Below are 23,076 nucleotides of genomic sequence, written 5' to 3'. Positions count from 1 at the left end.
CGGCCCCCTGTGAAGGGGCTCTTGCAGGGCCTCGCAGTTCTGCCGATTGATTTCCAGCAGGGTTTTCAGGTCGAGCATGAGAGGTCCCTAGCGAAGTGAGTGGTTCAGGTGTGTGTGGAGGTGTTGGGCAAGGGGCTGTCCCTGCTCGAGTGATTCATCGATGGCGGCTTGCCAACGGGGATCGACTGTCAACCCGTCGCCAAGAAGCGCCAGAGAGGTGACGTAGGTGATCAGGTCTTGTTGCTCGACGAATCCTGCTTCTCGCGCAGCAGCAAGGTATTTGCGCACCCTACCCAGACGCACGCTGTGGCGGTGTGCGGTTTGTCTACTTGCCTTCAGCGAGCCCTTCAATTGATCGGCCAGTCGATGTTCAAGAGGGTCTGCAGCCAGTGCCTCCCAGCACGCGGGGTCCAGTGCCAGACCATTGACTTCTACGCTTTCAGATGTGCCGCCTCCCATCACGCAGCACCAGGTTTCTTCGTTGGCATCTGGATAGGGCACCCACCAGCTATGGATGGGCGCGAACCATTCGGTGATTCCGGGCAGATCCGTTCGGGCGTGCAGCACACGCAGACATTGTTCAGTGTGATAGCGCAGCAAGTAGCGTTGGCCGTCAGGTGCACGAACTGTGTTGGCTTGTGCTAGATGCGCGGCTAATGCAGCGGTCGGTAACGAGCTGATGATCCAGCCGCAGAGTGCATCGGCTGCGCAATCGCTCAACTCCCAGAAAAAGTCGGATTGGCCCTGCAATGTGCTGGTATTGACGTTATATAAAGCGGCGCCTATCTGGCGAAGATTGTTGAGTTCATATTGTTGCATCAATGGATACAATGTGCCGTGCTCTCGTTGTCCGAGGCTTTCCAGCTGTTCAGCGCTGAGTTGGGAAAGTTCGAGAACAGCGGAAAGTCGATAGTGTTCTGCTTGTCGTAAAGGGGAAAGCAGTCTTTCGGTGAAGAGGTTTCTCATTCGGCTTCCCCTTCCATGCGAACGACATTGCGACCTTCTGCAATGGCCTTGAGTAAACAGCTGATGCAGACTGCTTGCGCAGGCTCTGGAGTGGAGCTGATAGCCAGGTTATGTGAACTGCCTACTGGGCTCTGTGCTATGGGACCTTTGATCTTGATTGCAACGGCATCGAGTGTGATGCCGCTGGCGTCAAGCCTCAGTGTTGCTCCCGGCGCCTTGATGGTTAGGCTTTGTGATGCCTGAAGTTCCATGACCTGTGTTTCTTGGCGAATCGTTTGTCCAGCCCGTAGTGCGACATCTCCGACCACGTGCTGCTCCAGGTGACCTCCAATCTCTATCGAGTGATTCGCTGTAGTTTGGTCATGTCTGTTATTGCCAACTTGTTCCGTGCGATCTTGCGTCGTGGCGATCATTCGATGGCGGCCAACCTGTAAGATGTCATCCTGGCCAATTTGGCGATGATGGTCTCTCCCCACTGTCAGCTTTTCATCATTGCCTACTTCTTCGCTTCGGTCATGGCCAATATCGATCTGTTCATCTCGCGCTACACGTTCGAAGCGGTCATTTCCAATCTGTGTGGTCTCGTCATGTTCAACCACATTGTTCTGATCCCGCTGCGCATGAATGAACACCTCTTCGCGACCCAGCTCATCCTCGAACCGCAGCTCGTTGAAGCCTTCGCCTTTATGAGTCTGGCTCTTGATGGTCATGCGGGTCTTGTGCTCGGGCAGGTCGTAGGGCGGCAACTGATTACCGCAATAGGTGCGCCCCGTGATCATCGGTTGGTCAGGGTCGCCATTGACGTACTGGATGATCACATCCTGGCCAATACGCGGGATGGCCATCGAGCCCCAACTACCCCCAGCCCAGCCTTGCGACACCCGCACCCAGCAGGAGCTGAACTCGTTGTCGTTGCTCTCCCGGTCCCAGGGGAAGCTGACTTTCACCCGGCCCCACTCGTCGCAATAGATCTCTTCACCGGACGGGCCGACGACGGTGGCCATGTGCGGTCCGTCAACGCGAGGTTTGTCCAGCGGAGCAGGGCGCCACTCGGTTCTGCCAGGAACGAGCTGAGCCGTTTGCTCGTAGCGCGTGCTCTGGTCGGCGCCCGAGGCCTCCTCCTGCAGGCTGGTGAACTGGCTGCCCTTGTGCACGACACGGTTCACGCGCCAGTGGGCATTCAAATCATCACGTGGGTGGCCTGTGAGGGTGAAGCTCAGCCCAGGCTGGAGCCTGACGTCATCCCCCTGGACTTCTGCAAGGCGCGCGTCATGGCGCAGGGCGGTGATGCGGTTTTCGGTGAACGGCTTGCCCACGGCATCGCGCTTGTAGCGGCCGGGATAGTCGAAGCGCTCGTAGTCGGTGGACTGGTGTTCCAGGAAAGGGCCCGAAGCACGATGCTCCTGGCGATATGCTGGATGGGTGAAGGTGTAGTCGCGCTGAACCTGGCGTGAGGTGCGTACCTGCTCGCTGTAGCGCAAGCGCCGCAGGCAAGGCTTGGCCTGATCACCGCCGCTGTTGGACTGATACAGGACGGTGTTGGGGGGCATCGCGTCTTCGCTATCCACGAAGCCTTCGTCGTCGTCCTTGGTCTTGGACGTCCCCTGGCTGATCGGCCCGAGGGACAGCAACTGATCCGTGATGATCAACCTGTGCAGTTTCTCGCCGTGTTCGAAGCGATAGACGAAGCCCTCTTCAGCCGCCAGGCGGGCGATGAAGTCTAGGTCAGTCTCACCCGCTTGCACGCAGAACTCGCGCACCTGATGGTCCTCGCTCGCGCGAAGCTCGTATTGATCAATGCCCTGACGCTTGAGCATCAGCTCGAGAATCTGCGGCACGCTCTTGTGCTGGAAGATGCGCCAGTTCGAGCGCAACGCGGCGCGGGCCAGGGTAGGCTCGACCAAGGCGTGATAGTAGGTGCGGTAAAAGCCGCTTTCGCCTTGGCTGAAACGGCTGACCAGGCCGTGCACGTAACGCACCGGTTTTTCGCCGTTCCAGATCGTGAAGACGATGGGCTTATCCAGCAACTGGCCGAAATTGATGTTGGCTTCGAAGCTGACCAATTCCAGTTCGAGGGTGAAGGGCGTGCTGATCGCTTCTTCGAGTTCGAACGACACCACTTCGAATTCGGCACTGCCAATGAGTGGCTTGAAGGTGTATCGCAAATCAGATTGGCTGGGCATGAAAAGTACTTCCGCCGTTCGAGAGTTCGAGCCTTCCTGGCAGGGCGTGCCTACCAGGGAGGTTCAGCCGGGTCAGACGACAGGTTTGCGCCAGTCGTCAGAGCCTTCGGTGCCCGCGGTGACGTGGGTCCAGGAGATCTTGCGGTAGGACATCGAGACCTCGATCAACTGGGTGAAGTCGGCGTTCTCCTTGTTCTGCGCATGGGGCAACGTGGTGTTGATGTCGACAATCGTGGCGTCCTCCAGCTTGGTGGTGAAGAAGTGCTCCTGTTTGCCTTCAACGGAAGTGCGGTACCAATTGACTTCGACGGTCGGTAGCATTTCGCCACTGGACAGGGCCTGATACATCAGGGGGGTTGCCTTGTTCAGTGCGCTGGTGAAGGTGAACGGTTTATGTACCCGTTGACCTGCAGGCTGACCGCTCTGCGGGTCGGTGGGTACGGTCACCCGATGCTTGATTTCCTGTACGAGGATCTCGTCTTCGTGGCCTTCGACAAACACGTTGCCGACCGAATCTGAGGTAAAGGCGCCCGCCGTGATGTTGCCCTGGGTCTGGCCTTCGATCTTGATGTAAGCGGGTGTTGGCATGGCAGTGTCTCCTGCGTCCATGTGGATAAGCACGCGCACAAGTGGTCGCGTGGCCATCGGAATCGATGGGCTTTTAACGAGGTGATAGCCCCGTGGATTCGGCGATGTTGGCTGTGCGGGCTGGCGGCTGTTTACTGCTGCAAGATGCCGCTGAGCGACTGCAGCACTTCGCTGGTGATCAGGTGCAGGCGATAGCTGTAAATGGCATACGCCGTGGCCATGGCCATGGCAGAAATCACCAAGGGACTCCACCAGGGCCACTGCCGATTCATGCGCAAGTTGCGCGTGGCAACGTTGGTGTAGGGGTCACAGACCGTTGTCGGCGTAGGCCCTCGCAGCTCCCGAATGATCCCGTGAAGTCGATGGATGAGGGCATTCAGCGTTTCTGCGCCTCTGGGCGCGAGGGCATACTTGCCCTTCAGGCCTAGACAAAGAATGAAGTACATGAACTCCAGCACGTCCTTGTATCGCTGGGGCTCTTGCATCAGGCGCGAGATCACGGTGAAGATTTTTTCGCCGCCGAACGTTTCACTATGGAAAATACTGAGCAGAGGCTCCTGACTCCAGAGGCTGGTCTGGCCCCAGGGCCGCTCCATCACGGCTTCATCGATGAACAGGCACAGGCCGTAGGAATACGCCAGAAGCTGCGCGGTCTCGTAACCGTGCTGACGCATCTCCTGCTTGATGTTTTCAAGCTGATTGCGCACCTGCTGGTGCACTTGCTCGATGTTGGGCAACGTATCGAGTGTGCGCAGGCGCATGACCAGGCCAAACAGCGGCGCGGCAGCGTCCAGCATCAGGTTGCTGTAGCCGCCTCGTAGCTGAAAGTCCGGGTCCGCAGGATAGCCTTCGAAAGCGGTTCCTGGATTGGAATCGCTCCCAGGTGCTGTGGCACCAGTGGCTGGAGACGTCCAGAGCCTCGATTGAAATTGCTCAGGCCCTGCAGCGGCGGTTGCAGTGCGTGTGAGTTGGCGTTCTTGCATCTCACTCCCCCCTGATTGCCCAGAACTGCAGCTCGAGCCCAGGGAACTCCCCCGCGATGTGAATCCCAAAGCCGTTGGCCGTGTTCATGCAGGCCCAGGCCGGGTCGCGCCGGTCGAGCTCGAAGTAGCTGAACCCTGCATGGAAGGGCAGATCGCGAGGGGCTACAGGCAGCGCATGTAGCGTAATGCCGGGCAACTGCTTATGTACCAGGTCATTCAAGGTCTCAAGCGAGGTGACCTTGGCTTTCTGCAAGAACAGCTGGCGCAATGTCGGCGGTGGCAAGTCAGCGCGTACGGCGAGAATGAAGTCCGCGTCATCGATCAAGCGGCGGTCTTCGAGTGTGGCCGTCATCACGCCGTAATCTCGCGCATCCAGCGGTAGCGAGACAGCGCGCGGTTGCAGGACCGTACCCAGGGCGCGGCGCAAGTTGTCCTGCAGGGGCTTGAACGACGTGCGTAAAGCCGTGTGCTGATAGGCGGGGAATTCCGGCGGCAGCCGGCTCTCGTCGGTGAAGGTCACGAACTCGCCACAGGCCTGGCTCAGGTGCAGGTACAACTGCTCTGGGTGAGTCTGCCCCTGCCGGGCCAGGTGCTGGAAACACGGCCACCAGCGGTTCATGGCCTGCAGCAGGTTGAAGTCGCGGATATCGGCGATGCTGGACTGACCCGAGGCGCCAATCCGGCTGGCCAGGTTGCGTGCACGTTCGCGCAGGGTGTTGGTGAGTTCTTCGAGGTAACGTTGCAGTGCCGGCACCGCCCGTACCGAGACGCTGGTCGGGTAGAACCCCTCATCCAATTGCAGGCTGCCATCGGGCCGGCGCTCCAGGATACGTGCCATGGCAAGGCGCGTGTACGCGCTGCTGTCATCGGCCTTGCGTTTGAGCTGCAGATTGGGCACTGCCAGATCCACCTGCGCCAAGTCACCGTCGGCGCTATGGGTGTCCTTGATTTCCTGAGTCTGAGCGTTGTAGCGGAAGTTGGCGACATTGTCGGGCCAGCTCACTTCTCGGCCACCCTCGGTGCGTAGCGGGAGGCAGAGATAGATTTCGCTGTCGTTCGCACCATCGTCCTCGATCTCGAGCGCCGGCGGCGGCGGTAGATCTGCCGGGATATCGAACACCGTGCCGTCGGGCATGATGCCGCGTGCGCGGGTGATGGCGATCTTGCCCAGGCTCAGATACTCGTCGTTCAGTTGCAGTTCGCTGAAGCCATAGAAGGCTGCGTTCAGGCTACCAAGACGTTGATGGAGCGTCGCTTCAGCGGCGCGCGCAGCCTGCTGGAAATGCTGCGGTTTGACGAACAGGCCCTCAGGCCACAGGACGGGGTTACGTGAACTCATGAGCACTCCGTGTCAGCGTGAGTATGCGAAAAGGACAGGCTTGCAGCCTCCATCAGTCCTCCTCCTTGAGCAGGATCTGCTTGTCGTTGAGCAATACCGACAAAATGATCCGTTGCCCGCGGGGTGGAATGCGCAGCACCTGACTCCAGGTCGCGTCATCCTGGTTGCGGTAATCGGCGATCACCGCGATGAATCGGGTCTCGGCTTCGATGGCGGCGAAGGGGATGAACTTGAACTGCCCAGGGCGTAGCAGGTAGTCGTCATCACGGATATAGGTGCTGCGCAGCGCCTTGGCGGGGTCCTTGTCCAACAACTCATAAAGACTGTTGCGCAGCAGTGAGTCGTCGCGCAATTGCAGGATCTTGATCGCCATCGGGGTGGCTATAGGCTCGGGGGTCGCCGCGGTCGCGCGCGGTAAGGTCAGCATTACATTGGAGTCTTCGTAGTGGCCCGGTGTGCTTTCCTCCAAGGGAGAACGCGTCGGCTCATCGATGTCTCCCTCGAACGGTTCGGCGGCCGAGGCGGGCGGAAATTGCTCGTGTAGAAACTCCAGCAGAGTCCCGACCTTCTCGGTCAGGGCATAGGGGTCGCTTGCACTCAAGCTAACTGCGTAGGGGCTCGGTTCCAGGCGGCTTGTCTGCTCGATTTCTGCTTGCAGGCTGTTGGGGTTGCTGTTGAGCGTGGGGCTGGCGTTGATGCTGAACGCGATTTCAGTTGGCTGATCCTTGATTGCACCGATGGGCATCGAGGGGTTCATCGCCACTTGCCCCATTTTGCTTAGGGCGGTGCAGCCCGAGAGCCCGATCAGTGTTGCCAGAAGCCCGAGCACGAGTGAATGACGCGTCATGAGGGTTCTCCTGCGATCAGGCGATCAACTGGACTCTCCTGCAAGGGCCGGGGCACCGCTTCCAGTGCAGCCAAGGGATCGTTACCCATGCCCGGATCGAATACCGAGCAAATCTCGAAGACTTCCGCGGTGGCTGTGGGCTTGGGCAGCCAAAGCTGCGCGGGTGTATCCAGGATGAGTCGGTCGAGTACCCGCAAATCCGCGTTGAACAATTCTTCAAGTGAACGGGAATCAGCGTGTGAAAGCTCAGCCAACAGTCGATAAGCACCAACATCTAGCCGGTCACCCTCGCGCAACCGCCTGGGTGACCGCGCTCGCAGGCTTTCGAGGTTGTCGTTCAGGTAGGTGCGTTCGCAGCGGTCGATCACGCAGAAGCTGCCTTCGATCCACCGAATTTCACAATGGATCGGCGCCACGCCGTGTTCACGATCATCGATCAGCCACGTGGCTCCCGCGCTGCCGACGGTGCCACCCGAACGATCGAACTCGTGCCGGGCGGTAACGTTGTGCTGCAACTGGTCGAGGTTGGTGATGCTCAAGATCAAAGTGCTCATGAGCGCCCCCGGAACCGCACGATGGGGCTGATCTGGCCGTGGCGGTCATCGACGAAGCTGGTCCAGCCCAGATGAGCGCCTCGGCTGGGGTGCAGGCAGAAGGGCGACAGCGCGTTCTGCTTAAGCCGTAGTTCCAGGTCATAGGCCAGGCCGTCGCGCAACAGGAAGTCGATGAGGGCACGCAGGCGATTGAAGTTGATGCCGCTGGGCAGCAGGTCACGTAACTGTGCCTGATCGAGCTCGCTGATCACGATGGTGAACTTGCTGCTGCGGGTACGCGTGCGGCTGCCGACCATGAAGGAACTGCCCACCTCGCCGTTGCTGCGGCCTAGGCTTACCTGTTGCTGGATGGTCGTAGTGACCGAGCGGGTTTCGAACTCCCGGATCTGCACCTGCTTCAAGTCGAAGCAGTGCGCGATGATGCCCGCGACAGCGCCCGGTGCGCGCCTGCGACTGGCGATAAGGCCTGCGAAACTGAGCAGTCGGCTCCAGGGCAACGCCGTGTCGCCGCGTAGCTGTTTGTCATTCAACCCGAGCAGGGCAAAGATGTACTGGGAGAACCCATCGCGGGCACCCGGCTGGAAACGAATGTAGTAGCGGTACTTGCGCCAGATGCGGTGTAGCAGGTTGAGCAGGTAGTGGTTGAAGAAGTCGAAAAACGCTGGGCGCACGCCGATACCCTGGGCATGCTCGTAGGCCACTTGCTCCAGATAATACGAAGGCAAAGGCGAGTCGGTGCCATGCAGACCCATGAACGTGGTGCACACCCGGTAGCGATCTTCTGCGTTGGGTATGCGTTCGGCTTTGACGACATCAGAAACCGGGAAGCTCAGCCGCGGGTCGCTGGCCAGCCGCACGCGCAGGCGGGCTTGTTCGCTGGGCCAGCGCGGCTCGAGGTCGTCTCCGTGAAGCCCGTGAAGGCGCTCCAGCAACTGGTAGAAGTTGTATCGGTGGGCGCCCGTGAGCAATCTGTCAGCTAGATCAGCGGCTGCTTGCCGGTCTGGATGGGCCATGTGTAGTGCTCGTTATTGGTAGTGTTGATCACTTCCAGTTGATGAAAGGAGTTGATGCTGGCGTACAGGGCGAAGAAGTGCGCGAGCACGCAACCGAACAGGTAGAGGTCGCCCTCGCAGAGGAACGCGGTCTGATCGAGCTTCAGTTGCGTGCGCAGGCCGCGAATGGGTTGCCCCTTGATCAGCCAGTCCAGAGGCGCGGTTTGGATATCCCGGATGCCGTCGAGGCGTTTGCGGGTGGTGCGTGTCTGCTGGATGTCGTGAAGGGCGGCGAAATCATACGCGCGGATGACCGCCTTCAAGGGTTCAGCCGAGAGCAGCGACAGGTAGTTGAGCGACATATTGGAGATCAAGGCCCATTGCAACTGGCCGTCCAGCACCGGCCGACAGGGGCGGGTCGGTGCACAGATATTGGTGTAGGTGGTCAGCGGTGGGGTGACTTCTGAGAGCACATTGATGTCGTCGATGCCCAACGCCATGGGCAGATCGCGATTGGTGCAGGTGAGGTCAATGGACGCTGTTTCCAGCTCGCCGATGTAGGCATTGGCGTCGGCACGCACGAAGGCGATACGGTGCGTGATGCCGTCGCCCCGCAGTGAGTCCTGGAGGGTGTAGCGGTAGTACAACGCCGTGCGCCCTTGCGCATGCTCGATCTCATGGGCGAACGACTCGAAGGGACGGAAGGTTCGCAGGTGCTTGCCGGTGCTGCCGTCGGCTGTCGTGCGGGTGCTGACGACCTGATCGACACTGAAGATTTCGTAGGCGTGGCGCTCGGCGCCTTTTGGGGTCAGTTCGACCTGGACTGTTTCGTTGGAGAGATCAATGGGTTCGGCGCTATGCTTGAACAGGTTTACCGCAGGCGCGCAGAAAAGCTTGAAATCCGCTTTGCCAATGCGCAGCGAGTCCGGTAGTTGACGGGTGAAGTGGAGTTCCAGCCTGACCTGCTGGGTCATCTGGTCAGGCCAGATCTGTTCCAGGCCCGTTAGGGCGAAGAAGTGAAAGCGCTCAGGAAAAATGAAGTATTCCTGAAGGATCCGGTAACCGTCGAAGACGTTCTGCGGATAAGGCAACAGCGCGTCGTCCGGGCTGAAGCCCGGGAAGACGATGCTGCTGGCCGGCAGCCGACGAGCCTGCCCATTGATGGTCACGCTGACATGGCTGAGATATTGAGCGATCCAGAGATACAGCGTGCGCGCTGTTTGGGTGGTACCGCTGAGATGGAAGTCGAGTCTGGCGCAGCCCAGAGTGCTCAGTGGGCGCTCGACCAGGGTGTGCAGGTCTATGCGTACCATTGAACTGTCGAGGGTTTGGGTTGAGCCCACGACATCTATCTCGAACGGATGGATGTCCACGGCGGTACAGGTGCGGAACTCGCAGGGAGTTCCGTCGACAGGCCTTGAGAACAGACGCGCCCCTTTTGGCACCTGTTGCGACTGGCTGAGCGCCTGTTTGCGTGGCGTGAACTGGATGATCGTGGCGCTTGGCAGTGGCCGGAGGTAGTTGGGCCACAGCAGCTGCAACATGGGATGCGTCAGTTCTGGCAGGTCATCCTCCAGCTTCAGGCGCAGCTTGGCCGTCAGGAACGCGAAGGCTTCCATCAAGCGCTCCACATCGGGGTCGCTGCCACCCTTGCCCAGCAGCCGAGCAAGTTGTGGATTGTCATGAGCGAAGTCGCTCCCCAATTCCTGCAGGTAACGCAACTCTTCGCTGAATCGATCCTTGAGCGACATGGATCACCTCACTCGGGTGTGGCGGTTATGGCCGTTGACCAGCAGTTCCAGTTGCAGCTGCTCCGTGTGGTCGTTCACCTGCACCTGGCAGTCCAGCCTGAAATGCAACTCCTGAGGGGCGTGGCAGTCGGGCACGGCTTTGAGTGAACGCACCTGCACGCGAGGCTCGAAACGCTGGAGGGTGCGGCGAATGTCGGCGCTGACTTGCTTCAGGAGGTCGCCGCCACTCACGTCATGCCCGTTGAAATCGCGCAGGCCCAATCCAGGGCTGCTTTGCGAGCAACCCTCACGAGCGTTGAGCAGCGTTTCCAGGTGGCGCTTGATGGTAGCGAACTTGTGAGGCGCGCTCTCTTGCCTGGATGGCTCCCTGGTCATGGACTGGTCGGCAACCAAGCGGTCGAATAAGCCGGTCATTGAGTGTCGAGTCGCCCCACGAGCGAGATCTCGAAGTTCGCACCCATGTATTTGAAGTGCGGGCGCACGGCAAGCGAGACCTGATACCACCCCGGATCGCCAGCGACGTCCGAAACCTCGATTCTCGCGGCACGCAACGGACGGCGACTGCGCACATCGGCGGAGGGATTCTCCTGATCGGCGACGTACTGCTTGATCCATTTGTTCAGTTCGGACTCGAGGTCACGGCGTTCCTTCCAGCTGCCGATCTGCTCGCGCTGCAGCACCTTGATGTAATGGGCCAGCCGGTTGACGATGAACAGGTAGGGCAGTTGCGTCCCGAGCTTGTAGTTGGTTTGGGCCTGCAAGCCTTCCGGGGTCTTGGGGAAGTTCTTGGGTTTCTGTACCGAATTGGCCGAGAAGAACGCGGCGTTGTCGCTGTCTTTGCGCATGGTCAAGGCGATGAAGCCTTCTTCGGCCAGCTCGAACTCCTTGCGATCGGAGATCAGTACCTCGGTTGGGATCTTCGCTTGTAACTGCCCTAGCGCTTCGTAGAGGTGCACCGGCAGATCCTCGACGGCGCCGCCGGACTGCGGGCCGATGATGTTCGGGCACCAACGGTAGCGGGCAAAACTGTCGTTGATGCAACTGGCCAGCAAGAAGGCGGAGTTGCCCCACAGGTAGTTGTCGTGCCGCCCGTCGATGTTTTCTTCGTAGTTGAAGCTCTTGATCGGCTGCTCCTGGGGGTGATAGGCCGAACGGAGCATGAAGCGTGGCCCGGTCAGTGCAGCGTGGCGAGCGTCCTCGCTTTCGCGGAAGGCACGCCACTTGGCGTGTCGTGGCCCTGCGAAGATGTCTTTGATCTCCTTCAGGTTGGGCAGCTCTTCAAAGCTGCTCAGGTTGAAGAAGTCGGGGGAGGGCGCGGCCAGGAACGGGGCATGCGACATAGCGCCCACGGAGGCCATGTAACTCAGCAACTTGATGTCGGGCGAAGAGGGGCCGAAGTTGTAATTCCCCACGATGGCAGCGACCGGTTCACCACCGAACTGCCCATAGCCGGCGGTGTAAACGTGTTTATACATACCGCTGCAAGTAATGTCGGCCGCATTGTCGAAGTCGTCAAGCAAGTCTTCTTTGCTGACATGCAGGACTTCAAGCTTGATGTTCTCGCGGAAATCCGTACGGTCCACCAAGAGTTTGAGACTGCGCCACGAGGATTCGAGCGTTTGGAATTCCGGTTGATGAAGAATGGCATCCATCTGCTTGCTGAGCACTCGATCCAGCTCTGCAATCATCTGGTCGACACGGTGCTTGTTGATTAGTTGATCTGGATCATCGCTTTTGAGTATGTCTGCAATAAAGGCCGATACTCCTTGGCGAGCGATTTGATAGCCCTCTTGCGTGGGCATCAGTTTTGTTTCGGCCATGATCTGGTCGAGCAAGGTGGCATTGCTCAACGTCTCGCCGGAGAGTTCCACGGCGAGGGAAGTGCGGGTTGGCTTTGGCATGGGACGCTCCGTTGTCTCAGTCTTCTTTTGGCGCCTCAAGCACCAGGTCCAATTCTTCGGCGAGTTGTTTGCGGGCCTGCTCGTTGTTCAACAGGTGTTGCAATTGCTTGCGGAAGGCGGGCACGTTACCTAGCGGGCCTTTCAGTGCCACTAGCGCCTCACGTAGCTCCAGAAGCTTGCTGAGCTCCGGTACCTGACGTGCTATGCCGTCTGGCCCGAAGTCATTTATCGATCTGAACTGCAGGTTGAGAGCCAGCTCTGCGTCGGCGGCCGTGCTGAGCATGGAGGGCACCGACATGGCGAGACTGACATCGGCGTCGTTCAAGACATTGTTGAAGGAGTGCTTGTCCACACGCATGACCGATCGGTCCTCCAGCACTCGGTCGTCATTCCGGCCGAAGTCACCGATCACCAACATCTTGTGCGGTAGCTCTACTTCGGCCTGTTCACTACCTGTGGCTGAAACGTATTTGATATTGATGCGTTCTTTAGGTGCAACCGATCCTGTGGGATTTGCCATCGCAGAATCTCTCCTTGGTTACTGTAAGTGGTTCCTGATAGTTGATCTGAGACTTCTGAATGACCTGTAGGAAATTTCACAAATTTGAATATTATTGAAAGCCACGCAGTACTGTCGTTTGCTTAAAAAAGATGCCTGCATGCTTGATGTATCGTCGAGCAAGAAAGTGTTAGAAAATATTTGTTTGTGTCAGCTTTTTATTATGGGGTAGGCTTCTGCCGCGTACGACACAGGCGTGCTCCTGAGAGCGATTTTGATCTGCCGAGCTACATAGGACATAAGTGCTGTTGAGAGGGAATTTACTTGCAATGTTTGGCAAAACTACATATGGCGTAAGTTTTCTGCTGTTACTCGGCGGTGTGCCAATACCTGTGCATTCCGGTCAGGATTGCCGGCGGATCGTGTCCAACGTGGAACGCTTGGCGTGTTTTGATGAGTCGGCTGGAGCACCCGCGCACCTTGTGGCCGCGCGATGGTCGGTGCCAGAGCAGGACTCACCCACGGTACGCCGCGTATTGACCCACGAAGCAGGGCGCGACCCGGAAGACCTGACGTTTCGGCTTACACGTGAAGGCGAGGGGCTGACGATCTCCGCACCTGCAATCGCTTCGGCCGCGCCGCATCCCTACCTGGTGATCAGCTGTTTGCAGAACATCTCCAGGCTGCAACTGGTTGCCGCGCAACCCGTTGATGCTGGCCGGGTGACGGTGCGGTTGCAAGGGGAGCGCGGCACGACCGCCGCAACCCCTTGGCAGGTCACGGAGAATGGTCAGGTGCTAGACGCTGGTCGAGGCTTGCCGGGCATCGAGCAGATCAAGCACCTCGTCGGCGCTCATCGTATTCAGGTGCAAAGCGACAACCCAGCGATCGATGGGCTGGTCTTCGATGCGCAAGGTCTGGACCCGCTTATTAGAGAGGCGCGCAAGACATGTCGCTGGTAGCAGAGGTCGGCGCGCAGGAAATCGCCCGTTTGCTCATACCCATAGACGCGCAGACACCGACCGGTCTGTTTGATGTGGAGGACGAAATCTACCAGGCTATCGACCAGGAAATGGTCAAGCTGGGTGGGCTTCAGGAATCCACCATCGACTGGGCGTACATCGAGGAAGGGTCAAGGCAGTATCTGGCGCAGCAGTGCAAGCACATGCGCATCGTTGCCCACTTGAGTGCAGCGTGGCTTCGTAGCGGCTGTTGGGAGCGATGGGGATTCACTGTGGCGTTACTTGCCGGCATGGTCGAGCGCTATTGGGAAGATGCCCATCCGAGACCGGGTCCCAAGGGTTTCCTGGGCAAGCGCAAGCTCGTGGGTCTAGTGCTCCACCGGCTGAACGAGGCGCTACCGCGCCTTGATCGCTTCACCTTCAGTCCAATGTGCGCGGCCGTCGCTCACGAAGCCTTGCAGCGGCTGCAACAACAGCAAGCCGTTGCTCAGTTGGATGAAGCCGCTCTGAGTGATGTGGAGCGATTGCTACGCACGCATGTGGAGCTGGCGAGCGATGTGGGCGATCGTGATGCGGCTAAGGCACCCGCCATCAGGGCTGCACCGCTGGCCGAGGTCATTGCCACGCCCATGCCCCGCGTGTCTTTAGGCAGCGAACGCGAATCACGACGGGCCATGCTGGCCATGGCCGAGATGATCAATCAACAAGACCCCTACGACCCGACGGGCTATCAGTTGCGTCGGTTCGGCCTGTGGGCGCATATCCAGGCGGCGCCTCAAACCAGGCACGGCAACCTCACGGAGCTCATGGCAGTACCGTTGGATATCGCCGGCAACTACGAAGAGAGGATGGCTGGCACCGCGGTCGACGCGGCGTTGCTTCAGCGGATCGAAAAGAGCGTGACGGCTTGCCCATTCTGGATACGCGGTAGTTTCCTCGCGGCCAGTGCGGCGACACGGCTGGCGATGGGGGAGGTGGCTGAGGCAATCCGCGCGACAACTGCCCGATTCGTCCAGCGCATGCCAGCGCTCCAACAGTTGTGCTTCAGCGACGGCCGGTCGTTCGTGGATGATCAGAGCATGGCCTGGCTCAAAGGCACCGCTGAGCAAGCTGGAACCGAATCTGTTCACGAGTTCGCGGGACTGCGCGAAGAATTGGTCAGCCAGTTGGAAACCGGGGGAGTAGAGCCGGTTTTGCTCAAATTGCAGGCCATGCAGGCGGATCTTCGCGCCCCACGTGAGCGCTGCCATACAACTGTCATTGCAGCCGATCTACTGGCCGCACGTGGTGTGTCCTGGCTCGCCCAGGATCTGTGCGCCAGCGTCGCTCGGACCATGCAGCACACCACCGCCAGTGCTTGGGAACCGGAGGTATTTCAACGACTGCAAGCGTATGCCGCCCCTCAGGCGTTGGTTGATCAGAACAAGGATTAAGACCCTCCATGAATCACGTATGGAAGCTATTGAAACGTTTGGCTGTGCCTCTGGCGAATCGGATCGGCTTGGCCATGCCACTGCTGCTCGCGCTGGGTGCCGTGCTGATGCTGGTGGCTATCTGGTGGCTCGGGCCGCAGTGGACTTGGCGTGACCAGCGCCCACTGGCCAGCCTGGCACATCGCGGTCTGGCCAGCCTGGTAATCGTGCTGGTGTCGCTGTTGTGCTCGCTGGTGGTGCTGCGCAGGCGGTACATTCGCCTGCAGGCTGAGCGCAAGCAGGCGGTGGCCGCTGAGCTGGACAGCGTATTGCCGCTGGTTCAGGCGCAAGATAAAGCCTTGGACCAAGGACTCTCGCGATTGCTCGATAGCGCAGGCGGCCGACGTGCCTTGTACCGATTGCCCTGGTACTTGGTGATAGGCGACCAGCATGCCGGTAAGTCCAGCTTCATCGACCGCTCGGATCAGAGCTTTTCGCTGACCCGCATCGATAAGGTGCAGGCGCAGGGCAGGCAGGCACAAGCGCTTGCCTTCCCGATAGGCTGGTGGGTCAGCAACGACGCGGTGATCATTGATCCGCCAGGCGTGTTCATCAGGCAACAGTCGCTAGCAGGCTCGGCCGCCGACGACCAAGGCGCACCGCCCCCATCATCTACCGCCCCCGCCAGATTGTGGCAGCACCTGCTGGATTGGCTATTGCGCAGCCGCAGCCAGAGAGCCCTCAATGGCCTATTGTTGGTGGTCGACCTACCTGCGCTATTGCATGGCACGCCCGAGCAGCGCGTTGCCTTGGCGCATGTGCTGCGCACCCGTCTGTACGAGGTCGGTAGCCAGCTGGGCTCGCGCCTGCCGCTGTATGTGGTGCTGACCAAGTTCGATCTCCTGGACGGTTTCGACCAGCTCTATGGGGGGCTGTCCGCCTCCCAGCGGGAAAAGATGCTCGGCTTCACGTTCAAGCTCGATGCGGTCGGTACGTTCGACGCTTGGCTGGAAGAGTATGGCGAGTACTACCAACAGTTGATCGGCCAGTTGTTCGAACAGGTCGTGGACCGGCTCGATACGCTGAACGGTGCTGCCCAGCGAGCGCGGCTGTTCTCGTTGCATGCCCAGTTGATCGGGTTGCGCCCGATACTGCTCGGCTTCCTGAAAGAAACGCTGGAGAGTGATCGCTACACGACGCCGGCCTTGGTACGCGGTGTGTACTGGTCCTCGGTCATCCAGCACGGTGACTTGTTCAATGCGTTCGTGCGCGAAGCCGCGCAGCCCTACCAGACCAAGCGCCCTCTGCTCGAGGGCAAGGCGCACGGCAAGGCGCTGCCGTACTTCATCCAGCATGCGTTCGGGCGCGTCATCTATAAGGAAGCTGGGCTTGCTGGGGACAACGTCAAGGTGGCGCGCAGCAAGCGCCAACTCCTGTGGGTCGGCTCTGGAGTGGGCATACTGGCTTGTTGTGTCGCCATCGCCAGTTGGCAACGCTTTTTCGATATCAATGGCGCTAAAGCTGCCAACGTACTGGCAAAAAGCAGGGAATACAGCCATCAGTCAGTTGATCAGCGCCTGGACCCGACCGGACGTAACCTGCTGGAGCCGCTTGATCAGATCCGCGATGCGGTGTCGGTGTTTGGCGACTATCGCGCTGCATGGCCGGGTGTTTCCGATCTCGGCCTGTACCAGGGACGCGCCATCGGTCCGCGCGTCGATGAGGCTTACCTCAGCTTGCTCTCCAGGCGATTCTTGCCGGCCTTGGCCAGTGGGGTGATCGACGCCATGGATGCTGCGCCGCCGGGCAGTGAGCAGCAAATGGCGGCTCTAAGGGTTTACCGCATGCTGGAAGACCGCCAGAGCCGCCGCTCCGAATGGGTCGAAGACTGGATGGCTCGCCAGTGGCAGCAGAAATTTCCTGGTCAGGGTCAACTGCAACGCGATCTGATGCGGCACCTGAAGTACGCCCTGGCCTATGCCGATGCCGACCTGCCGCAGTACACCCAGCGTATTGCGCTGGTACAGGAGGCGTTGCGCAAGGTGCCGCTACCCGAGCGGGTGTATGCCGGCCTCAAGCAGCAAGCAGGGGAGCAGTTGCACACCGGGCTGGATTTGCGTCATCAGATCGGGCCGGCCTTCGACCTGGTGTACCAGCCGTCCAGCGGTGTCAGCATGGGCGATGATGTCCGGTTAGCGCCGATGCTCACGGCCAGAGGCTTCAAGGAGTACTTCGAACCCCGCAGGCAAAGCTTCGCCGAGATGGCGATGATCGACCAATGGGCGCTGGGCGAGCGTATCCAGCTCGATTACTCGGAGGCAGACCGGGAGGCACTGAGCGAACGGCTGCGCAATTTGTATAGCGCCGATTACATTGACAGTTGGCGCCGTGCTTTGAATGCCTTTTCTGTGGCTGACTTCCGGGATTTGGACCATGGCGTCGCGATCTTGCAGCAGTTGACCGGGCCAGCGGCACCGCTTCATCGGCTGCTGGATACGGTGAGGGCCAACACATCGCTTTCGTCCCTTGATGTCGTAGACGCGGGGGTCGAAACCAAAGCGGTATTGCCCAAGGCCAGCAAGCCTGAGCAGCGACAGGCCTGGGTTATCCCGCGGGCCTTTGCAGGCCTGGCTGCGATGTTGCAGCCCGTCGGCGAAAGGCCGAGCTATTACGATGAAACCCTCAGCGCCATCGCGGCGGTGCACGAGTACGCCAAAGCGATACAAGGCAGCCCAGACCGGGGCAAGGCCGCACTACAGGCGGTGCATCAGCGCTTTTCGATGACAGGGCATGACCCCATTGCCACTTTGCAGCGGTTCGCGGCCGGCTTGCCTGAACCGATCAATCATCAGGTCAGAAAAATGGCTGATCAGACCGCTCAGGTGCTGAATATCGAGGCCCTCCGCGAGCTGGAACGGCGCTGGGACGCCGAGGTCTACAGCTTCTTCCAGCAACGTCTTGCCGGGCGCTACCCCTTCGTACCTAGGGGCCCGGATGCATCCCTGGATGATTTCGAGGCGTTCTTCGGACCAAGAGGGCGGCTGCAGCAGTTCAATGACCAGTACCTCAAGGTGTTTCTCAAGGACAACCTCGAGGCATTGCAAGCAGGGCATGAAGGTCGATCGCTGATTCGAAGCGATGTGATCGAACAGTTGGAGCTGGCAGATCGCATTCGCGAAACCTTCTTCGATCAGCGCGGCAACTTGAGCGTGCAATTCAGTATCGAGCCGTTGGGGCTGACGGCGAACCAACGCACCAGCTTGCTGAATCTGGACGGTCAGCTGATTTCCTATACCCATGGCCCGAGCCAGATCACTGGCATCATCTGGCCAAATACGCTTGGGCAGCAGGTGCGTAGCAACTTGACGTTGCTCAAGCAGAACGGTAACAGCAGCAGCCTTGAGTACCGAGGGCCATGGTCCATGTTTCGCCTGCTCAGTCGTGGCTCGCTCAATGGGCGGACGGCGACCAGCGTGGATCTGAGTCTCAGGACCGGCGAGGGGGTGGTGCGCTATCGGCTCAGCGCAGAGAAGGCCTTCAACCCAATTACCCAACAACCTTTCAAAGGCTTCCGCCTGCCGCGCGGATTGCTGCAACAGCCGTCCAGGGTGGTCCAGGTCGGACAGGCGGGCGCACCCATCATGTAAGGCGCTGGGGTATGCAAGAGAGGGGATGCCGTAAAGTGGACAGGCCCGCGGGCGGCCCAGCCGATGCCTGTAGGCAACGATGCCCCCGTTGCAGGGGCATCAGGTGCGCAGGATCAACCGATCAGAAGTCGCCTCGCAGGCTCAGCATGTAGCTGCGAGGTTCGCCGTAGGTGGTGCCGCGGGTCCAGTAGCCGAGGGAGGCGAAGTACTTGCGATCAAAGACGTTGTCGACGTCCACGGCGACGGTCCAGTGATCGTCGATCTTGTAGGCGGCGCGGGCGTCGAAGATGGCTCGGCCGCTGTTCTGCGATTCATTGACCGCATCCTTGTACCCGGTTTGCGCCGAGACGCCGCCGCCGACACTGAATCGGTTCCACTGCCCTGGCAGGGTGTAGTTGGTGTTCAGGCGCAGCATGTGCTTGGGCGTCTGTGCCGAGATCGGGCCGCCGCTGGAGTCGGCAGTGGTGTTGTAGGTGTAGCCGGCGGCCACTTGCAGGCCCGGCAGTACCTCCCCGGTAGCTTCGGCTTCGAAGCCCTTGCTGCGGCTGATGCCGTCGCCATTGAGCCAGCATTGTCCCGACGAGTCGTTGTCGCACTGATCGCGGGCATTCGGGTCTCTGACCGCTACCTTTTCCTGCTCGATATAGAACACGGCGAACGAGACATTCAGGCGTTTGTCGAACAACTCGCCCTTGATACCGGTTTCGTAGTTGGAGCCGATCGACGGGTCCAGTGGGCTGCCGCTGGAGGTCCGATAGTCGGACTGTGGCATGAAGATGTCCGCGTAACTGGCGTACCAGGACCATTGATCGTTGAGGTCGTAGATGGCGCCGACGAAGGGTGTGAACTCCTCGTCCTGACGGTTGGTGTAGAGCGTCGAGCCAGACCAGACTTCGTTCTTGTACCAGCTCAGGCGGCCGCCGAGCACGAAGCTCAGGTCATCGGTGGCATGCAGACGGCTGGTGAGGTACACACCGTAGCGGGTGTCGGTGCTGTCGTTGTCCGAATCCCAGCCACTGCGTTCCAGCTCAGGCACATTGCTGTGGCTGGGGTCGAACACGTTGAGTGGAAGGGGAGACGCCAGCGCGACGGTCGCATCCTTGTCGTTTATCTTGCGCTTGGACCAGTTGGCGCCCAGCGTGACCTGGTGAGTCTGGCCGAAGGCATCAAAGCTCCCGTCCAGATGGCCATCGAAGGCGTTGGAGATGATGCTGAACTTGTGATACAGCACTGAATTGACGGTAGGACCGCCATCTGCACCGTATTCGAGCGTGTCGCCTATACCCCAACCCAGCGCACTGTTGCTGTACCCACCCTCGGAGTGCGACATCGCCAGCTTGGCGCTCCAGTTCTCGTTGAAGTGATGGGTGAGGTCGGTGAACACCTCATCCATGTTGGTCTGCATCTTGGTCCAGTCCTGGCCCAGGTAGGTGCTGCGCTTGAGGTGCGGGTTGGTGCCGTCGGGGTTGTTGGGCAGGCCCAGGACGCTGTAGCCGTCGATCCGCGAGGTCTGGCGGCGCAGGCCGACCGCCACGGTGGTGGCGTCGCTCAGATCACCTTCGAGGATGCCGTACAGCAGTGGCCGCTTTGACTTGGTCACGTCGGTGAAATAGCCACGGTCCTCGTAAGACGCGACCATGCGCCCGCGCAGGGTGCCCTCGGGGTTGAGACGGCCGCTGGCGTCCAGGTCCAGGCGGTAGTTGTCCCAGGAACCTGCCCGCGTGGTGACGGAGAACTTGGGGTCGGCGGTGGGACGCTTGCGCACCAGGTTCACTGCGCCACCCGGGTTGCCAGCCCCCACCAACAGCCCCGAAGCACCGCGCAGCACCTCCACGCGATCGAACAGCGCCATATCCGGGATCATCCAGCCGGTATAGGCATAGGCCTGGCCAGGGACGCCATCGACCAGGTAGCTTTCGTCGGTGAGGTCGAAGCCGCGCGAGCTGAAGTGGTGGTTGCCGTAGCCACGGTTGGCGCGGGTGATACCGGTGGTCTGGGCCATGACCTGATCGAGCGAAACCAGGTTCTTGTCGTCCATGAGCTTGCGTGTGACCACAGTTACCGACTGCGGCGTTTCGCGCAGGGTCTGTGGCGTCTTGCCGATGGTCACGGCACCGGTGGTGTAGGAGTTGCTACCCTCAGTGGTAGCGCCCAGGCTCTGCCCGGAAATGGTGGTGGCATCCAGGGTCATGGCCGCGCTGGAGTCGGCCGCGCCGCTGATGATCAGGGTGTTGCCCTGTACGCTGAAGCGGATCCCGCTGTTCCTGAGCAGCTCCCCAGCTGCCTGGGTGGCGGTGTAGCGGCCCTTGACCGCGTTGCTGCGCAGCCCCTGCACGCTGTCCGGGCTGAATAGCACCTGCAGATTGCCCTGGCGCCCCAGTTGCTGCAAGGCGGCGGACAGGGACTGGGCAGGAATGTCGAAGTCCTGCTCCTGAGCCTGCACCTGGGCGGCCATCGGCAGCGTCAGGGCCAGGCCCAGCGCGGTCATGGCTGGCGCGCCGCGCAGCATCTTGCGCAGCATCAGGGCTTTGCTCAAGGGGCTCAGTGTGATGTCTGGTGTTGGCATTTTTATCGGCTCGATCCAAGGTACGCAAGTAAATGAAAATTATTCCGTTGCGAGTGAGACGCGTGCGCAGGCCGAAACCGGAAAGAAGAAATGCTCGGGCGACGATTTTTTTTGTAATGGCCGTCGAGTGAGCGGATTCTGCGTGCGGCACAGGGAGAACGAGCCGCAGAGGAGGGAATTTAGCGGGTGAGCAGGACGATGCGAGAGCACCGTCCGCAGGTGTATCAGGCCGGTACGGCCGTGCTTGGATTGCGCTCGACCATGATCTGCCCGGCATGCAGCCGGACCAGTTGGTCCGCCACCGGGAAATAGCGGTCGTCGTGGGAGATCACGATGAGCGTTTTGCCCTGTTGTTTGAGCTCGGGCAGCAGCTCGGTGTAGAACACGCGGCGGAACGCCGGGTCCTGGTCGGCGGCCCATTCGTCGAAGACCAGCACCGGGCGTTGGTCCAGCCAGGCATTGATCAGCGCCAGGCGCTTGCGCTGGCCGGTGGACAGGTCGGTGGTGGTGAAGCTGCCGTCGCGGATGCCGACCTTGTGGGCGATGTCCAGGCGTTCGAGGTACTTGGCCGCCTCGGGCGGCAGTTCCGCCTGCCCCGGCAGGGGCTCGTCGAACAGGTAGTAGTCGGCGAAGATGGTGGTGAACAGTTGGCGGTAGTCATCCAGTCGCTCGGGCGTCACGGCCTCGCCGTTGAGCCTCACCTCGCCTTGTTGTGGGGTATACAGACCCAGCAACAGCTTGATCAGGGTGGTCTTGCCGCAGCCGTTCTCTCCGACGATGAAGACGATGTCGCCCTGCTTGATGGTGAGGTCCACTGGTCCGAGATGGAACGGCTGGCTGCCTTCGACCGGCGGGTAGTCGTAGCGCAGCTGGCGAAGCTCGAGGGTATCCACCTGGGTGACGCGCGGGGTGCGGTCGCTGACCAGCAGGTGGGGTTCCGGGGAGGAGAAGCGTTGCGACAGCTCGGCGATCCGGCGCAGAGCGATCTGTGCGCGGCTGATGCTGGGCAGGTTGTTCACCAATTGCTCCAGCGGGCCTTTCATGTACAGCATCACCAGCACGAAGCCGCCGAGCACGGTACGTTCGGTGTGCGGCCACAGGGCCTGGAAGGCGATGGCCACGCCGATCACCGCGAAGAACAGCATGGAGCCGAAGGTCTCTGCACTGACGAAGATGTTCGCAGCACGAATATTGGCGCGGCAGATGCGGTCGGTAGCGCCATGGATCGACTGGTCGTGCATGTGCTGGCGTCGACGGCGCTGGATGCGCAGTTCCTTGGCGCCGCCGGACAGTGCCTGGTAGTGCTTCTGCAGTTCGTCCTCGGCATCGCGCGCTTGGTGGATCTTGCGCATGCCGAAGTGATGGGCGAGAAACTGCGCGCCGGCCCCGACCATCACCGTGCCAGCGGTGATCAGCAGGATTTGCCAGGAGAGCAGGGCGAGGTAGGCCAGGCAGCCGAGGGTGACGGTGAAGGCGATGACCATGGGCGCGACCGACAGGGCGAAGGCGCTGATGGTGCTGACGTCGTTGAGCAGCACGGGGATCAGGCGATGCGCGCGGTAGCGTTCCAATTGCGCGATGGGGGCGACCAGGACCTTGGCCGACAGTTCTCGGCGCAGCCTGGCGACGACGTTCTGGCCGACGTAGTTGGTCAGCAGGTTGGAGCCGGTGGAGCAGGCCAGGGTCAGGATGCACAGGCCGCCGAACAGCAGGGCGATATCGGTGCCTGGGCCGTCTGCGGCGTTCATGGCGCGGTTGATGGTGGCCAGCAGGGCGGTGACGCTCAGGCCGCTGATCACGCCCAGGGCGGCGGACAGGGCTACCAGCAACCCGAATGGCTTGAGAAGGCGCAGGGTTTCCTGGGCGAGGCTGGGGGGCTTGGGGGT

General features: G+C 60.4%; 17 protein-coding genes. 3 read left to right on the top strand and 14 right to left on the bottom strand.

The window, feature by feature from the left end; genetic code table 11:
• Positions 1–87 precede the first annotated feature (87 nt).
• The 12 genes from IAE34_RS23840 to tssB form a co-directional block, all read right to left on the bottom strand.
• Positions 88–966, bottom strand: coding sequence for a DUF4123 domain-containing protein (locus IAE34_RS23840; protein ID WP_200141416.1), 879 nt, complete (start codon positions 964–966; stop codon positions 88–90).
• Positions 963–3,149, bottom strand: a complete 2,187-nt coding sequence (locus IAE34_RS23835; RefSeq protein WP_200141415.1) for a type VI secretion system Vgr family protein — start codon at positions 3,147–3,149, stop codon at positions 963–965. The genes IAE34_RS23840 and IAE34_RS23835 overlap by 4 nt, the downstream gene beginning before the upstream one ends.
• 72 nt (positions 3,150–3,221) lie before the next feature.
• On the bottom strand, positions 3,222–3,737 hold the full coding sequence (locus IAE34_RS23830; RefSeq protein ID WP_200141414.1) for an Hcp family type VI secretion system effector: 516 nt from the start codon (positions 3,735–3,737) through the stop codon (positions 3,222–3,224).
• Between the two features lie 131 nt (positions 3,738–3,868).
• Positions 3,869–4,720 carry a type IVB secretion system protein IcmH/DotU gene (gene icmH, locus IAE34_RS23825; RefSeq protein ID WP_200141413.1) on the bottom strand — a complete coding sequence of 284 codons (852 nt, stop codon included), beginning with the start codon at positions 4,718–4,720 and terminating at the stop codon, positions 3,869–3,871.
• Position 4,721: 1 nt separating this feature from the next.
• Positions 4,722–6,059 (bottom strand): type VI secretion system baseplate subunit TssK, encoded by a 1,338-nt coding sequence (tssK, locus tag IAE34_RS23820; RefSeq protein WP_200141412.1) that lies wholly within the window; start codon positions 6,057–6,059, stop codon positions 4,722–4,724.
• A gap of 52 nt (positions 6,060–6,111) precedes the next feature.
• Entirely contained in the window at positions 6,112–6,906 is a 795-nt protein-coding gene (gene tssJ / locus IAE34_RS23815; RefSeq protein ID WP_200141411.1) for a type VI secretion system lipoprotein TssJ, read from the bottom strand.
• Complete coding sequence (locus IAE34_RS23810) at positions 6,903–7,460, bottom strand: FHA domain-containing protein (protein ID WP_200141410.1); 558 nt, start codon at positions 7,458–7,460, stop codon at positions 6,903–6,905. Before IAE34_RS23810 ends, tssJ begins: the two co-directional genes overlap by 4 nt.
• A complete protein-coding gene (gene tssG / locus IAE34_RS23805) occupies positions 7,457–8,473 on the bottom strand; it encodes a type VI secretion system baseplate subunit TssG (RefSeq protein WP_200141409.1) in 1,017 nt (338 codons plus the stop codon). The genes IAE34_RS23810 and tssG overlap by 4 nt, the downstream gene beginning before the upstream one ends.
• Complete coding sequence (gene tssF, locus IAE34_RS23800) at positions 8,437–10,203, bottom strand: type VI secretion system baseplate subunit TssF (protein ID WP_200141408.1); 1,767 nt, start codon at positions 10,201–10,203, stop codon at positions 8,437–8,439. The genes tssG and tssF overlap by 37 nt, the downstream gene beginning before the upstream one ends.
• Positions 10,204–10,206: 3 nt before the next feature.
• A complete protein-coding gene (gene tssE / locus IAE34_RS23795) occupies positions 10,207–10,617 on the bottom strand; it encodes a type VI secretion system baseplate subunit TssE (RefSeq protein WP_200141407.1) in 411 nt (136 codons plus the stop codon).
• Positions 10,614–12,104 carry a type VI secretion system contractile sheath large subunit gene (gene tssC, locus IAE34_RS23790; RefSeq protein ID WP_200141406.1) on the bottom strand — a complete coding sequence of 497 codons (1,491 nt, stop codon included), beginning with the start codon at positions 12,102–12,104 and terminating at the stop codon, positions 10,614–10,616. Before tssC ends, tssE begins: the two co-directional genes overlap by 4 nt.
• A 16-nt stretch (positions 12,105–12,120) precedes the next feature.
• Positions 12,121–12,624 carry a type VI secretion system contractile sheath small subunit gene (gene tssB / locus IAE34_RS23785; protein WP_200141405.1) on the bottom strand — a complete coding sequence of 168 codons (504 nt, stop codon included), beginning with the start codon at positions 12,622–12,624 and terminating at the stop codon, positions 12,121–12,123.
• Between the two features lie 401 nt (positions 12,625–13,025).
• Between tssB and vasI the strand changes: the two genes are divergently transcribed.
• The 3 genes from vasI to tssM are packed head-to-tail and all read left to right on the top strand — an operon-like array spanning position 13,026 to position 18,624.
• On the top strand, positions 13,026–13,565 hold the full coding sequence (gene vasI, locus IAE34_RS23780; protein ID WP_325101014.1) for a type VI secretion system-associated protein VasI: 540 nt from the start codon (positions 13,026–13,028) through the stop codon (positions 13,563–13,565).
• On the top strand, positions 13,553–14,998 hold the full coding sequence (gene tssA, locus IAE34_RS23775) for a type VI secretion system protein TssA (RefSeq protein ID WP_200141403.1): 1,446 nt from the start codon (positions 13,553–13,555) through the stop codon (positions 14,996–14,998). Before vasI ends, tssA begins: the two co-directional genes overlap by 13 nt.
• 8 nt (positions 14,999–15,006) lie before the next feature.
• Positions 15,007–18,624: a type VI secretion system membrane subunit TssM gene (tssM, locus tag IAE34_RS23770; RefSeq protein WP_200141402.1), complete on the top strand. Its 3,618-nt coding sequence runs from the start codon at positions 15,007–15,009 to the stop codon at positions 18,622–18,624.
• A gap of 121 nt (positions 18,625–18,745) precedes the next feature.
• On the opposite strand, the gene IAE34_RS23765 is transcribed toward tssM, so the two are convergent.
• Together IAE34_RS23765 and IAE34_RS23760 are read right to left on the bottom strand one after the other, a co-directional pair.
• On the bottom strand, positions 18,746–21,190 hold the full coding sequence (locus IAE34_RS23765) for a TonB-dependent siderophore receptor (RefSeq protein ID WP_200141401.1): 2,445 nt from the start codon (positions 21,188–21,190) through the stop codon (positions 18,746–18,748).
• 224 nt (positions 21,191–21,414) lie between these two features.
• Positions 21,415–23,076: cyclic peptide export ABC transporter (locus IAE34_RS23760; RefSeq protein WP_200141400.1), on the bottom strand; the 1,662-nt coding region annotated here is incomplete at its 5' end.

Source organism: Pseudomonas sp. S30, from assembly GCF_016518545.1.
In the GTDB taxonomy this organism is placed as follows: domain Bacteria; phylum Pseudomonadota; class Gammaproteobacteria; order Pseudomonadales; family Pseudomonadaceae; genus Aquipseudomonas.
This window is presented reverse-complemented; position numbering and strand designations above follow the sequence as displayed.

Excerpts from the sequence above, each read along its gene's own strand:
- IAE34_RS23840 (WP_200141416.1), bottom strand. The coding sequence starts at position 966 with ATGAGAAACCTCTTCACCGAAAGACTGCTTTCCCCTTTACGACAAGCA.
- IAE34_RS23835 (WP_200141415.1), bottom strand. The coding sequence starts at position 3,149 with ATGCCCAGCCAATCTGATTTGCGATACACCTTCAAGCCACTCATTGGC.
- IAE34_RS23830 (WP_200141414.1), bottom strand. The coding sequence starts at position 3,737 with ATGCCAACACCCGCTTACATCAAGATCGAAGGCCAGACCCAGGGCAAC.
- icmH (WP_200141413.1), bottom strand. The coding sequence starts at position 4,720 with ATGCAAGAACGCCAACTCACACGCACTGCAACCGCCGCTGCAGGGCCT.
- tssK (WP_200141412.1), bottom strand. The coding sequence starts at position 6,059 with ATGAGTTCACGTAACCCCGTCCTGTGGCCTGAGGGCCTGTTCGTCAAA.
- tssJ (WP_200141411.1), bottom strand. The coding sequence starts at position 6,906 with ATGACGCGTCATTCACTCGTGCTCGGGCTTCTGGCAACACTGATCGGG.
- IAE34_RS23810 (WP_200141410.1), bottom strand. The coding sequence starts at position 7,460 with ATGAGCACTTTGATCTTGAGCATCACCAACCTCGACCAGTTGCAGCAC.
- tssG (WP_200141409.1), bottom strand. The coding sequence starts at position 8,473 with ATGGCCCATCCAGACCGGCAAGCAGCCGCTGATCTAGCTGACAGATTG.
- tssF (WP_200141408.1), bottom strand. The coding sequence starts at position 10,203 with ATGTCGCTCAAGGATCGATTCAGCGAAGAGTTGCGTTACCTGCAGGAA.
- tssE (WP_200141407.1), bottom strand. The coding sequence starts at position 10,617 with ATGACCGGCTTATTCGACCGCTTGGTTGCCGACCAGTCCATGACCAGG.
- tssC (WP_200141406.1), bottom strand. The coding sequence starts at position 12,104 with ATGCCAAAGCCAACCCGCACTTCCCTCGCCGTGGAACTCTCCGGCGAG.
- tssB (WP_200141405.1), bottom strand. The coding sequence starts at position 12,624 with ATGGCAAATCCCACAGGATCGGTTGCACCTAAAGAACGCATCAATATC.
- tssA (WP_200141403.1), top strand. The coding sequence starts at position 13,553 with ATGTCGCTGGTAGCAGAGGTCGGCGCGCAGGAAATCGCCCGTTTGCTC.
- tssM (WP_200141402.1), top strand. The coding sequence starts at position 15,007 with ATGAATCACGTATGGAAGCTATTGAAACGTTTGGCTGTGCCTCTGGCG.
- IAE34_RS23765 (WP_200141401.1), bottom strand. The coding sequence starts at position 21,190 with ATGCCAACACCAGACATCACACTGAGCCCCTTGAGCAAAGCCCTGATG.